The organism is Rhodospirillales bacterium (genome assembly GCA_016712595.1).
GTDB lineage: Bacteria > Pseudomonadota > Alphaproteobacteria > Rhodospirillales > Defluviicoccaceae > Defluviicoccus.
Genome location: JADJQT010000001.1, coordinates 1831048 through 1844216, shown reverse-complemented (window position 1 = coordinate 1844216; position 13169 = coordinate 1831048). Strand labels below are relative to the sequence as shown.

The 13169-nt window shown below is 61.6% G+C and carries 8 protein-coding genes and 3 pseudogenes; 1 reads left to right on the top strand and 10 read right to left on the bottom strand.

Translation table 11 applies throughout. The features are described from left to right. Positions 1 to 96: 96 nt before the first annotated feature. The 5 genes and pseudogenes from IPK66_08320 to IPK66_08300 form a co-directional block, all read right to left on the bottom strand. A pseudogene (locus IPK66_08320) lies at positions 97 to 1464 on the bottom strand (IS66 family transposase). A 225-nt stretch (positions 1465 to 1689) separates the two neighbouring features. Further along, positions 1690 to 3312 (bottom strand): IS66 family transposase, encoded by a 1623-nt coding sequence (locus tag IPK66_08315; GenBank protein MBK8175249.1) that lies wholly within the window; start codon positions 3310 to 3312, stop codon positions 1690 to 1692. Between the two features lie 44 nt (positions 3313 to 3356). Then, positions 3357 to 3704, bottom strand: coding sequence for an IS66 family insertion sequence element accessory protein TnpB (tnpB, locus tag IPK66_08310; GenBank protein MBK8175248.1), 348 nt, complete (start codon positions 3702 to 3704; stop codon positions 3357 to 3359). Then, positions 3701 to 3859 carry a hypothetical protein gene (locus tag IPK66_08305; GenBank protein MBK8175247.1) on the bottom strand — a complete coding sequence of 53 codons (159 nt, stop codon included), beginning with the start codon at positions 3857 to 3859 and terminating at the stop codon, positions 3701 to 3703. The genes tnpB and IPK66_08305 overlap by 4 nt, the downstream gene beginning before the upstream one ends. Before the next feature lie 74 nt (positions 3860 to 3933). Then, the gene (locus tag IPK66_08300; GenBank protein MBK8175246.1) at positions 3934 to 4116 is read right to left on the bottom strand and encodes a hypothetical protein; all 183 of its coding nucleotides are present in this window, start codon (positions 4114 to 4116) and stop codon (positions 3934 to 3936) included. 77 nt (positions 4117 to 4193) lie between these two features. On the opposite strand from IPK66_08300, the pseudogene IPK66_08295 reads away from it, so the two are divergent. Then, positions 4194 to 4657: pseudogene (locus tag IPK66_08295) on the top strand (IS630 family transposase). A 20-nt stretch (positions 4658 to 4677) separates the two neighbouring features. Here IPK66_08295 and IPK66_08290 read toward each other — a convergent pair. The 5 genes and pseudogenes from IPK66_08290 to IPK66_08270 form a co-directional block, all read right to left on the bottom strand. After that, positions 4678 to 6282, bottom strand: a complete 1605-nt coding sequence (locus IPK66_08290; protein MBK8175245.1) for a hypothetical protein — start codon at positions 6280 to 6282, stop codon at positions 4678 to 4680. An 86-nt stretch (positions 6283 to 6368) separates the two neighbouring features. Beyond that, positions 6369 to 7724, bottom strand: a complete 1356-nt coding sequence (locus IPK66_08285; protein ID MBK8175244.1) for a virulence factor family protein — start codon at positions 7722 to 7724, stop codon at positions 6369 to 6371. Beyond that, positions 7724 to 10279 carry a bifunctional lysylphosphatidylglycerol flippase/synthetase MprF gene (gene mprF, locus IPK66_08280; protein ID MBK8175243.1) on the bottom strand — a complete coding sequence of 852 codons (2556 nt, stop codon included), beginning with the start codon at positions 10277 to 10279 and terminating at the stop codon, positions 7724 to 7726. Before mprF ends, IPK66_08285 begins: the two co-directional genes overlap by 1 nt. A gap of 340 nt (positions 10280 to 10619) precedes the next feature. Then, positions 10620 to 11873 (bottom strand): glucose-1-phosphate adenylyltransferase, encoded by a 1254-nt coding sequence (glgC, locus tag IPK66_08275; protein ID MBK8175242.1) that lies wholly within the window; start codon positions 11871 to 11873, stop codon positions 10620 to 10622. 245 nt (positions 11874 to 12118) lie between these two features. Then, a pseudogene (locus tag IPK66_08270) lies at positions 12119 to 12868 on the bottom strand (IS5 family transposase). Positions 12869 to 13169 lie beyond the last annotated feature (301 nt).

Sequence of the window (13169 nt, the reverse complement as noted above, 5' to 3'; positions counted from 1 at the left end):
GGGGTGTTGCTTCTGCTCGGGTGGGACCTTGGTCTCGGGATCGACCGCCGGCGAGGCGGCCAGCAGCTCGCGGCGCGTATCTGCTCACCCCCCTGGCTATAAAGCTGCGGGCGTGGTCTGGAAGGTGCCGGCGAGGAGTTGGGCGATGGCTTGCCGGGCGGTTTGGCCGTGGAGCCCTGCGGTGCTGGTGGCGGATCGGTATCCGGCGTGGATGTGTGCGCCCCGTCGGGCGAAAGCCGCCGGTGACCTTGCGGAACACGACGGACGGACGGATTTCTCGCTCGCAGGCGTTGTTGGTGGCTGGCACGTCTGGGTCTTCGAGGAAGACGAAGAACGTCATCCGCCACGCCTTGACTGCGGTTTGCAGCTCGCGGCCGGCGGGATGCGCCGCGGGTGTGGCCACGAGCGCATCGAGGCGGCGTTCGGCGCGGTCGTGATAGGTGGCGAGGTCGCCGGCCGCAGGGCATCTCGCCGTCGGCCGATGCGGATCGCCCAGCGCAGCAGATCGCGCAGCCGGGGCGCGAAGACGGTATCGCCGCAGTCGATGGCATACTGGACGTCACGCAGGAGGTGGGCGAGACAGACCTGATGCGCGGGCGCCAGATCCTGCTGGCCGGCGTAGCGGTCGGACACCCAGACCGCCGGCCGGTGCTCGCCCAGCACCTCTTCGGCGACCGCTTTCGCCCGGCGGGGTGCGATCTGGTGCAGCACCGCCTTGGTGGTGACGAACACCCAATGCCAGTGGGTGGCGCCGTCGATGCGGGCGGTGGTCTCGTCCGAGGCGATCACCCGGGCGGCCAGCAGCCTTTCCTTGATCGCGGCGCACGCCGCCGTCATCGCTGTTTCAGCGCGGCGGAAGGCGTTGGCGATGGCACCCTCGGAGATCACCAGCCCGAACAGCTCCGCCATCATCCGCGCCAGCCGCTCGAAACCGACATGATGGCTGTGGTGCAGATACAAAAGCAGCGCCTGGATTGACGCCCAAAAGGGTGTTCCCAGCGGCATGCCGTCCGGCGGGGCGGCGCGGAAACGGCGGCCGCAGGCAGCACAGCGCCCGCCGAACAGCTCAACACGGGTCACCACCGGTGCGATTGGCGGGATGTCGATGTGATCGTAGCGATGGCGGCAGATCTGCCTCTGGCCCGAAACGTCGGCGGCACAATGCGGACACGTGGTGGCCAGCCGCTTGATCGTCTCGTCCGGCACCTCGCTCAGCGACCGCGCCGAGCCCGGACGCGAGGGCCGCAGCTTGCGCCGCTCGCCATGCTTCTTGTCCCCGCTTCCGCCCGGCTTGCGGTCCTGCGACGGCGGCGTGTGGCTGTTCCGTGACGTCTTCTTCGGTCGCGCCAGCAGCGCCTCGAGTTCCGTAATCCGCGCCGCCTGACGTTCGATCAGCGCTGCCTGCTCGGAAAGCAGCGCGTCCTTCTCATCGTCGCTCAAGCGGTATCGGAACGGCAGAGTCATCCATACCTTGACTCACATCCAGCCCGACCCCGCAACCCAAAAATCGCCAACCACCTGAGCAGATACGCTCGGCTGGCCGGCAACCCAAAATTCACGGCTGACGCTAGCCCGCTGCCGCGCTAAACCGCCCCGTGTTGATCAGGCGCCCGGGAGTACCTTTTTTCGTACCCATCCGGCGAGGGCCGCGGCTGGAGTGGGTTGCCGGACCGGCGCAGTTGTGAGCGGCTATGCGGCGGTGCTGATTGGCTCTGGTGCCTGCCAGTTCCAGGGCAGCAGCTCGTGGATGCGGCTGGTGGGGTGGCCGGGAAGGCGGGCGAGGACGGAGGCCAACCAGGCGCGGGGATCGATGCCGTTCAGCTTCGCCGTCTCGATCAGGGTGTACATGGCCGCGGCACGGCGGCCGCCTTCGTCGGAGCCGGCGAAGGTCCAATTCCGTCTGCCGACGGCGATGCCACGCAACGCGCGTTCCGCGGCGTTGTTCGAGAGGCAAACCCTGCCGTCGTCGAGGAAGCGGGTGAAGGCGGTCCAGCGCTTCAGCAGGTAGTCGATGGCTTTGGCCGTCTTCGACTTCGCCGACAGCCTCGCGTTCTGGTCGCGCAGCCAGGCTTCGAGGTCGAGGATCAGCGGGCGGGATCGCTGGTTGCGGACGGCCAGACGCTGCTCGGCCGAGGCGCCGTTGATCTCGCGCTCGATCGCGAACAGCGCGTCGATCCGCTTGACCGCCTCGATCGCGATCGGCCCCTGCTGCAGCTCCGCCAGCTCAAAGAAGCCGCGGCGGCCATGTGCCCAACAGCCGGCCTCGGTGATCGGGCCAGGCCGGCGATCGCTCTTGTACAGCCGGCCGAAGCCGGAGAAGGCGTCGGCCTGCATGATGCCGGTCCAGCCCGCGAGGAAGCGTTCGGCGTGCACGCCGCTGCGGTCAGGCGAATAAAAGAAGACGGCGGCCGGCGGGCCTGTTCCGTCCAGGTGGGGACCGCCGAACGGCCGGTCGTCGCGGACGACGGTCCACAGCCGGCCCTCCTTGGTCTTGCCTTTCGCCAGCACCGGCACCGGCGTCTCGTCGGCGTGGATGCGGGCGGCGGCGCGGACATGCGCCTCGATCGCCGCGGTCAGCGGCTGCAGGGACGCAGCGACGGCGCCCACCCAGTCGGCCAACGTGGAGACATCCAGTTCGATGCCCTCGCAGGCGAAGCAGGCGCTCTGCCGGTTCAACGGCAAGTGCATCCCGTACTTGCCGAACACGACCTCGGCCAGCAGGTTCGGCCCGGCACGGCCGCGGGCGATGGGATGGAACGGCGCCGGCGCCTCGCGGATCGCCTCGCAGCAGCGGCAGGAGACTTTCTCGCGCACGTGCTGGACGACCAGCCAGCGCGCCGGCAGCCGCTCGAGCGTCTCGGTGATCTCCTCGCCCAGCTTGCGCACCGCCCCGCCGCAGCAGGGACAGGCGGTGGGCGCCGGGTAGACCAGGCGGGTGCGCGGCAGATGCTCCGGCAACGCACGGCGTGCCGGCTTGCGTGGTGCCGCGGTGCTGCGCGCCGGGGTCGGGCTGCGCTCCGCCGCCCGCAGCTCGGCCGCGGCATCGGCCTGGGCGACGGTCTCCTGCAATTCGGTCAGCGCCAGCTCCAGCTGCTCCAGCCGGGCGCTGCGCTCGGACGACGTGCCGAACCGTTGCCGGCGCAGCCGGGCGATCTCCAGCTTGAGGCGCTCGATTTCCAGGTCGAGAACCCGCTTCGTCTGCTTCGCGATCGCCGCTTCGGCCTCGGCAGCGAGCCGGCCTGCGCGCTCGGCGATGATCATCGCGTGCGCTTCGGCGAGGTCGGCGGGCAGCGGCTCGGGCGTCGTCATCACGACCCGAACTGAATCAGATTCTCACGCCTTTGTAAGCTGTTATCTCATCCGGCGGCGATCGGACGCCAGGTTCGCCGCGGCATCCTCCAGTCTATGCCTTCGAGCAGATACGCGAGTTGCGCCGGCGTGATCGTCACCGTTCCATCGGCCGCCGACGGCCACAGAAACCGACCGCGTTCGAGACGTTTGGCGAACAGGCACAGGCCCTGGCCGTCGTGCCAAAGGATCTTCAAAAGGTCACCGCGTCTTCCACGGAAGACGAACAAATGACCACAGTGCGGGTCCTGCTTCAGCCTTTCCTGCACCTGCAGCGCCAGCCCATCGAAGCCGCGCCGCATGTCGGTGTGTCCGGTCGCCAGCCACACCCGGGCGCCGGTCGGAACGGCAATCATCGCCGATCCAAAACGTCCAGAACCCGCCGCAGCGCCACCGCCGAGATCACCACTCCCGGCGCCGACGCCTCCGCCAGAACCGCAAGCTTCTGCCCGAGCGAGAACCGACGCCGCCGCTCGACCCGTCCCAGTACCTCACCCTGACGATAAGACATCGATCTTGCGCTGCCGCTAACTCCAAATCCGAGCCAAATGCCGCACAAAATCCCGCCTCACCACAAGGCGGCCATCACCGGATGCGTACGAAGCCGACGGCGATGGCGACATAGGTGATGTCAGCCACCCACAGCCGGTTCGGCCCGTCGACAACCAAGTCCTTCGTTAGGTTGGCGAAGATCGGCTGGTCATGAGCGCTGTCGGTGGTCGCGACGAACCGCCGTCGGCGCTTCGGCTGCAGATCATGCTCGCGCATGATACGGCGGATTTTCTTGGCGTTGACACCCGGTCAATTCACGTTGCTCAATCTGTCCGGTGACAGGGACGCAGTCCACCCATGGCCGCGCCCCGCGCGGTGAACGGCTGCGCATAGGCGTGCCGTTTGGCCACTGGCAGACGACGACGTTCGTCGCCGGTCTGCGGCTGTCGGGCATCGTCGCGCCCATGGTGCTGGACGGCCCGATCAACCAGCGGGCCTTCGATGCCTATGTCGACCAGATCCTCGTGCACGAGCTCAAGCCAGGCGACATCGTGATCATGGACAATCTCTCAAGCCACAAATCGCCCGCCGTCCGCACGGCGATCAAAGCCGCCGGCGCTGAGTTGCGGTTCCTGCCCCCTACAGCCCGGACTTCAACCCGATCGAAAACGCGTTCGCCAAGCTGAAGCCCCTGCTCCGAAAAGCCGCCGAACGCACCGTCGACGGCCTCTGGCGCACCATCGGCTCGCTCATCGATCTATTCACACCAGCCGAATGCGCAAACTTCTTCACCCCCGCAGGATATGAGCCAGAGTGAGTGGAAACCGCTCTAGCCTGTCACTGTGCAACCGAGGGCACTTCGGCAAGCATGAAGTGCTCCGAACGCCACACTTCTTGCCCGCAACCCGGGGCATCATGGCTTGGACGGTCGATGTAGAGCAAGAAGCGGACGGGTGGATCAGTGGCCTTCGGGCAGTCACCGCTATAAACCGCGTCGCGGAACTTCAGCAGTTTCCACCATCGGGAAATGTCCACCGGATTGAATGGCACGAATTTGAAACTAACTAGTGTCGGACGTGGAATCAATCGCGGAAGGTCAGCGCCGAGGGGCGTCATGTCGCTCTGTGGATCTGTCAGGACGATGTCCTGTTCTCCAGCGTTGTCTTTGATGAACGCGATCAATGCTTGTAGATCCGTATAGCCCGAACCAAGGGTCAATAGCTTAATGCTCTCCTTTGCACCGTCCCAAAGCATGAGGGGCACAACGACGATGAACGTTGCGCAGATCAAGCCGTCGCGCAAACCGGGAATTTCACCATCAGCGAGGCTAGAGAAGAGCAGCAAGATCGCAACGATGCAAAAAAACAGGATTAGAGCGGACGGACGAAACGGCAGGAATTCGCCGAGAATCCCACTCTTCGTATCGAATGCACTCAACCCCAGCATGACAAGTAGATAGACAAGGAGCAGAGCAAGCCAGATGAGTAGTGCCCGCTGGGCGGAGCGAGGGGTATCCGAAAGGCGCACAGCGAGAACCGCGGCGGCGGTCGACAAACCAATCGTCGCTATGATTCCGTGGACCCAAAATCCTAAGATATAGGCACTAGCGAACGGCTCAGAGTGGTGTGGGATACGAATGACCGAATAAAGATAGCTGGAGGTGAGGCCATAGGGTAGTGGTATTGGCGCTTCGCTGGCGAAGAACATATCGCGGACGATGATTGCCAGCAACGGCAGCACACCGGCACTATATACAGCAAGCAGTTTCGGCAGCGGTTGCCACGAACCGCTGCGCAGCACCAGCAGGACGAACATCGCTAATACCCAGAAGCCGCCAACAAGAAAGTGCATCCAAGTGGCGAAGACCATCGCTGCAGTCGCGGTCCAGATCCGTTCCCGCCACAGGCAGCCGAACGCCACGAAGACAAAGACATAGGCAAAGGTCTTTGGTTCGACACCGGTGAACAACCATTCTGCACCCATCAGATCAGGACCGACCAGCCCGTAAATGGCTAGGGCGATGGAGCTCTCGACTACCGAAAAACCAATGCCTGATAGCATGAAGGCAAGCGATGCAGCGTAGAGAAGCATCATCACCACCCGCATTGCGATTTGACCGCCGACGTAGCCGAACCAGTCGACGGCTCCCCCCATCAGCACCTGAGAGGCAATCCGGTTGTAGGACTCATCGAACGCTGCACTGAACGGAGAAAAAACGTTCGGCGCGAGCTTCCGATAGGCGAGCATGAAGTACTGGCTTTCGTTCGCAGCAAAGCCTGCCGGAAACAAAAGGACGACGAACATCGGCAGAAGAGCGATGGCGATTGCGGTGGTGGAACGGTGTTGCTGCAGGTTGCGGACGAGCAAATCTAATACAATCAGTGGCCGACGCAGAACGTAGGGTACAGACAGCGGCTGTTCGAGATTTGGGCGGCTCGGCACGCAAGGACACTCCGGAGAAATGCGCAGCTGGCAGGAACGCCGTTGTGCCGGCGAGGGGATGACAAGTGAGCGAATAATTGCGATCGTTAGGAGGTAGCACGCATGCGGCGAAGAATTATTTCAGCCAGCCTCGAATAGTCTTCGTCGAAGTGATGGCCGCCGGGAAGGTGGACGATATCGGCACCCTGCAGCTGTCGATCGAGACAGCCGCTCTCGTCGGTCTCATCTTCACCGTAGATACATTGGACGCGCGCTACATTAATTCCGGCGAGTTCAGGGGACAAGGGTTGAGCGTCCGAGGTCGAGTCTCCGCCGAACCAGCCTGAGACTTTAATCTCGAAGTGCGCGTCCTTTCCCAGTGCCAGTAGCGAAATAAAGACGATGCGCGACCGAGTGTCGGTCGGCAAGCGCTTCAGGATCGCCGGCAGCACGTCAGCGCCGAACGAATAGCCGATCAACGAAATCTTTGCTGCGGAGTTCTCGTTGATGATCTGTGCGATTAGACGGGCGAGGTCGGCTGCAACCTCGCCAGGGGACTTCTCATGCCAGAAATACCGTAGGCAGTCTATGCCGATGACGTGTACGCCGGTGGCGGCGAGGATTTCTCCCAGGCTTCGATCGAGATCTCGCCATCCGCCGTCGCCAGACAAAATGATGGCAACGTCGGTTGAACCGGTGCGCCCCGGCAGATCGACGACAGATAGATCTCCCAGCTTCAGGGCGTCGACGGCCCTGCGCGCACGCTCGGCGGTGCTCCAGTCCAGCAGCTTACCGAGCAGCGCCGTAGGCGAGGCGATCGACGTGTGCACAAGCGGCGTTGCCGCGCCTGCGGCTTTGGCAAATTCACGTGTCGCTGGCTCAGGAGGGGTCGACCATGCCGCTTGCCACCAACCGCCGGAGAGTCCCCCCGGGGGAGCGGAATAGACGTAGACGCCACCATTTGCCGGTTCGGCTGGCGGGTCGGCACAGAGCGGCCCTATGGACCTGAGTACCGGCACAAAATCGGCGGTCACTGCACCAGAAAACGTCTGAGGCCCCGTCTGCCAAAGAGCGGCTAGTGCTACAACGGCGCCATCGCCGATGCCTGCCAGCACGGGCAGGGCGTACACGGCGAGCGCATGTTCCTTCTGGATCGTCTGACTCATGGTCTCAAAGGCGCCGGTCAGCGTGTGGCATGGCACTGCGTTGTCCTTCGCAAGATTAGCCAGCAGCGTCACAGAATCGATGCCTGCGACGATCAGGCCGTGCCTTCGCAGGTGCTTGGCGAGGCGAGACATTTCAGGTGCCCATCCTTTAGCATCGGACAGGAGGAAAACGAAGCCAGTGGGGTTGTGTTCAGGAGCGAATACGGCAACCTTCCCGAGAAGATCGTCATCCATCGTCGTCTCTCGGTTGCAGGCAGCGACCGCGAGTACGGGCAGGAGCAGCAGGTAACGGCGCATTACTTACCGATCACACCGATGAGCGAGCCGCCGCCGACAAGTGCCGCCGCATCGGCCAACACGATCAGCGGATCGATCCGCCCGGGAGAGGCGAGGTAGCGCGGTTCCCAATAAGGATCAAACTTCTGTTTGAACTGGCGCAAGCCGCGGAAGTTATAGAATTGCTCGCCATGCTCGAATACGAGGGCGCCTAGCCTGTGCCAGATCGGTGCCAGCCGGCGTTGTTCTAGGCCCGAGAGAGGTGCCATGCCGAGGTTAAACCAGCGCACACCGCGTGATTTCATCTCTAGCATAAGTGCCGTCATCAAAAATTCCATTGTGAGGCTCGGCGCGTCAGGCAGGTGACGCATCACATCAACGCTCGCTTCTTCCCCAGTGTCAGTCAGCAATAACGTGGCGAAAGCGATGATTCGGGAATCGCACGAGATCACACCAACGTCGAAGCAGGTGATATAAGAGGGGCAGAATGAGCCGAGTGAAAACCCTTTCTCGCGTACGCTCTTGGCCGCTAGCCATGCGTCCGAGACCACTGCGAGTTGGTCGAGCACTTCGGTCACGCCACTTCGCGGAACAATCCGCAAAGCGAGGCCGTCACGGCTGCAGCGGTTTATGGCATAGCGAAGCTTTGAGTAGCGCGGCTGCTTGAGATCGAAGTCGACGAGGGAAACACGTGCCTCTTCTCCGAGTTTGGTCAAGGTGAGGCCCGCATCGATGTAAAGTGGCAGGTTGTCGGGACGCACCTGATAGAATGCCGGTCGGGCGCGTTCTCGGTCGCACAGTTCGCGAAACTTCCAGATTAACTCGCTCCGCTCAGCGTCTTCGCCAATCGGATCGAACAGATTGATCCATGTTCCTCCATGACGGCTGAACATTAGGAACGACCGGCCGGAACGGCTGAACAGCAGTGACTTGTCGCCCATCAGTACAAGCAAGCCATCGGCCCGATTCTGCCCGATAGCAATCAGTCGTGCGCGTTCGAGATCCTCGGCGGTAGTGGCAATCGGCGCGTGACGTGGCGGCCGAAGAAGCTGTAACGCAGCAAACCCGACGACGCCGAGGACGGCGGCGAGCATCGCGCGAAGTGACCGCGGGGCGTCGGCTTCGAACTCGAATTCGAACCAGAGGCGGTGATCGTATTCAACGTGCTTATAGGCGAACATCATTAGCCAGAACGCTGCTCCCAAGACGCCCGCGATCGCCGCCATCCAGCCAAACGTGAACGGTTGATCGAGCAGCGACGTTCGCCGATAGAACTCGCTGCGGTAGGGTAACAGCAATAAGCCGATACCGGCGAGGATTGTGGCTTCCTCATAGTCGAGGCCTTTGGCCAACGACAGTGTAATTCCTGTGAGCAGCAAGCCGTGGACCAGCCAGAACGCGGCGTTGAGCCGCCGCTGAAGCGCCGGTCCCAGCATGATCAGCGCGCTTGCCACTAGGCCACTGAGAAAATGTGCCGCTTCCACGACCGGAAGCGGCACGATTGTGGCGATCACTGTGGCACGGTCGGGGTCCATTGGCGTGGCGCCAGACGCCAGCAGCACGCCGCCGGCCACGACGACAAACACGCTCGCCGCACTCGGGACCGCGACACCGGTAAGATAGATGACTCGCTGAAAGGCAGCACGGGTCGCGGGGATGTGCCGGCGCAGTTCGTTCAGTCCAAGCAGCCCTCCCGCGACAACCAACGGCAGCATGTAATAGATCAATCGGTAAACAACCAGCGCTCCGACCAGTGCGCCCTTGTCAGTTTCATTTCCGAGAGCATACAGCATGACTGCTTCAAACACGCCTAGACCACCGGGAACGTGGCTCATTACGCCGGCGACGATGGCGACACAGTAAAGCGGCAGAAATGCGAAATAGGAAAACTCCAGGTCGCTTGGTAACAGGACGTAGAGCGCCGCACAGGCAAGGCAGACGTCGAATGCCGAGATCGTCAGTTGACCGACCACCAGCGACACGGACGGCAGAGGCAGGGTTACGCCACGCCAACATAGACTACGCTGCTGGCGACACAGAAAAAGAAAGGCCGTGATTCCGCCGATAAGCAAAATACTAGTAATTTGCAGCACGGCGATCGGCAAATCGAGGATTCCGGCAAGTAAACTGGGACGCAGCATAACTCCAATACCGCTGACGGCGCAGATCCCGAAACCGAACGCAAGAACGGTGAACAGCGCGATTCGCCCAATATCTTCGGTACAGACGCCAGCGGCGGAGTAGACACGGAAACGGACCGAACCACCGGTCAAAAGCGAGAATCCAACGATATTGCCGATAGCGTAACCACAGAATGAGGCAAGGGCGATGACCCGCGCTGGCAGACGCTGACCGACGTAACGCAGAGCCGACCAGTCATAGCCGGCTAGAGCAATGTAGCTGGCGACGGTGAACCCGAAGCTGGCGGCGAGCGCAGCGAACGGCATGGCATCGATCTTGCCCCCGACGTCGGCCAGCCGCATCTCGGCCATTAGTCGTTGCAAGGCAAAACCGCATAACACTAGTACGACCACAACGGCAGACACACCGATCACGTCCTTGCGTCTGTCGAGCAAGAAGAGGATCCGGCGCACCCAAGACCGTGCTTCGGGCGCGAGCATCATGTCCCCACTGCTGGTCTCATTACTCGGACGCTTGGTACCCTAATCGCCCTGATCAAGCCACAACGGAACATGATGAAGCGTTAAAGTGGTGCTTAGTTTGGGAGCCAGTGCATGCGCGAGCTCATCACGACTACTCCACCGCGATCGACGCAAGAAGAGCGCGATGTGCGCCGCCCACAAGAAGGGCGGCGCACATCGCGCAAGTAAGTAAGTCACCTGTCTACGACCTGTGGGCAGTTGAAAAAAGCCAAACGCTGGCATTCAGCAGTCGCCCTGAGGCCTGCGATCTGCTTCAGAGGGTCATCGTGGTCAGTTCGACAGGGGTCCGTGTTCCTTCGACAACGACGATCCCGCTTTCGCTCACAAAGTATTTCTTGCGATCCTCATCGAGATCATAGCCAATAACCGTATCTTCGGGAATTTTCACATTCTTCTCGAGGATACAGCGGCGCAACTTGGCGCGCCGGCCAATGTCGCAATAATCGAAGACGATCGAATCATGCACCTCTGCGCCGGAATGAACGAATACGTGCCGACCTATGACACTATTTTTCACCAGCGCGCCCGAGACGATACAACCGCCTGCGAGCACCGAATCGATCGCCTGTCCACGTCGGTCATCCTCGTCGAACGCAAATTTCGTCGGTGGATCGGAGTACCCCGCGGTGCGCAATGGCCATTGGCGATTAAACAGATTAAGTGCCGGATCGATCGCTCGAATATCCATGTTCGCCTCGTAAAAAGCGTCGAGGGTTCCGACGTCGCGCCAGTAAGGCTCCTTGTCGGCTGGTTCGCCCGGGATAGCATTTGTCATGAAGTCATACGCGAACATGTCGATTTTACCAATTGCCTTCGGCAGGATATCCTTGCCGAAGTCATGGCTGCTATTTGGGTCCTGTTGATCCTCTTCGACGAGCTTGAGCAGCATGTCCGTCGAGAATATGTAGTTGCCCATAGAGGCATACACCTTTGTGGGGTCTCCAGGCATCGTCGGCGCATCGGCTTTCTTTTCGTGAAATGCAACAATACGGTTGCCTGAAACGGTCTCGATGACACCAAATTCCTTAGCAAACTTTTTGTCAACTGGAATGGCTGCAACGGTGACATGTGCGCGTTTGCGCTCGTGAAATTCGATCATTTCTCGGATGTTCATCCGGTAGATGTGATCGCCACCGAAGACCGCGACGATATTCGGAGCCGATTGTTCGATCAAGTTGATGTTCTGATGGATAGCATCAGCCGTGCCGCGATACCAGTCCTTGCCTTCGGAACGCATCTGCGCCGGCACCGGCACAATAAACTCGCTTTTCAGTAGTCCACCCAATCGCCATCCATCACTGATGTGTTGCAGCAGTGACTGGCTGCGGAACTGAATTACCACGTAAATCGAATGGATTCCCGAATTGATGAAGCTGCTCAGGACGAAATCAATGATTCGGTACTTGCCGCCGAACGGCACGGCAGGTTTGGCTCTTTCTTTGGTGAGAGGGTAAAGCCGCGTGCCTTCGCCACCGGCGAGCACGAACGCGAGAACCTTAAGTTGCATGTCCGCTCCCCCTTCTTCCGTTTCTATCCGTGGGTGCGTTGTTGAAAGTGTCTTGTAGCACCGCCAGACGTGGCGCGGCAGCCTTTCTTTTTGCGCTGCGACAAATCAAGCGTTGGGCTTGACCTGCCCCCCTGAAACTCCTGCAAAGATGCGCAGAGTCCGGCCCGGGAAGGGGCGGACGAATGAAGCGATCTGGCCTGCTGCCGGTTTTTCGGACACCAGGTTGAGCTAGGGTCTGTGGACATTCACCTGAGCGCCAGATAGGAGCCTGCGAGATGGATCATGGCTCTGAAGCTGGTGTGGGTTTTGTCGTAGCGCGTCGCGACGCGGCGAAACTCTTTGAGATTGCAGAAGAAATTTTCCACGAGATGGCGCCAGCGGTACATGGCGAGGTCGCACGGGATGGAGTGCTTGCGGTTGGCCTTGGGCGGGATAACCGCGAGGGTGCCGCGACTGTTCAGTTCGGCACGGATCCAGTCAATGTCGAAGGCCTTGTCGCCAAGCAGAGCGGCAAAGTCGATTTCGGCGATCAGCGGCGCAACGCCGAGGCTGTCGTGCCGCTGGCCGGGCAGAAGAATGAAGCGCGCCAGGTTGCGAGGGCATCGACCAGCGCCACGATCTTGGTCGTCAGGCCGCCGCGCGATCGGCCGAGGGCCTGATTTTGAGTCCCCCTTTGCGCCGGTGCCCTTCTGGTGGACCCGGACGATGGTGCCGTCGATGATCGCGTACTCGAAGTCCGGATCATCCGACAAGCTTTTGAAAAGTCTTTCGAAGACGCCCTTCTGCGCCCATCGGCGAAAGCGCCGAAAGACCGAGTTCCAGCACCCAAAGGTTTCGTGCAAATCGCGCCAGGGCGCCCCGGTGCGGGTAATCCAGAATACGGCTTCGAGAAACCGGCGGTTGTCCACAGCCGAGCGGCCGGGGTCGCCCGGCTTGCCAGGAAGCATCGGCGCTATCCGCCGCCACTGCGCATCGCTCAACACGTTTCGATCCAAGGCTGATCTCCATTTTTCAGCCTTGAATCTGGAGGCTTCTGTGAGGTCGCGGACGAGGTCTTCGGCGTGCGCTGGCGCGACCTCATCGAAGCCGGATTGAACGAACCCGCGGATGGCCGAGCTATGGGGATTGTTGCTGCGTCTGGTGGTCCGAGACCGCTTTCGGGCGGCTCGGCATGGGGATCGATCCGGCGCGGTCGAGGCCGGCGACGCCGGGCGGTTGGTGGCAGCAGTGAGCTGAACCGGGGTTTCGTGGGGCGCCGCGCCGGACCTGGTGCTGCCGGAACGGTTGTTGGGCAAG

Coding starts and splice junctions, on each gene's coding strand:
- tnpB (MBK8175248.1), bottom strand. CDS start 3,704: ATGATTGCCGTTCCGACCGGCGCCCGGGTGTGGCTGGCGACCGGACAC.
- IPK66_08285 (MBK8175244.1), bottom strand. CDS start 7,724: ATGCGCCGTTACCTGCTGCTCCTGCCCGTACTCGCGGTCGCTGCCTGC.
- glgC (MBK8175242.1), bottom strand. CDS start 11,873: ATGCAACTTAAGGTTCTCGCGTTCGTGCTCGCCGGTGGCGAAGGCACG.
- IPK66_08305 (MBK8175247.1), bottom strand. CDS start 3,859: ATGTCTTATCGTCAGGGTGAGGTACTGGGACGGGTCGAGCGGCGGCGT.
- IPK66_08300 (MBK8175246.1), bottom strand. CDS start 4,116: ATGCGCGAGCATGATCTGCAGCCGAAGCGCCGACGGCGGTTCGTCGCG.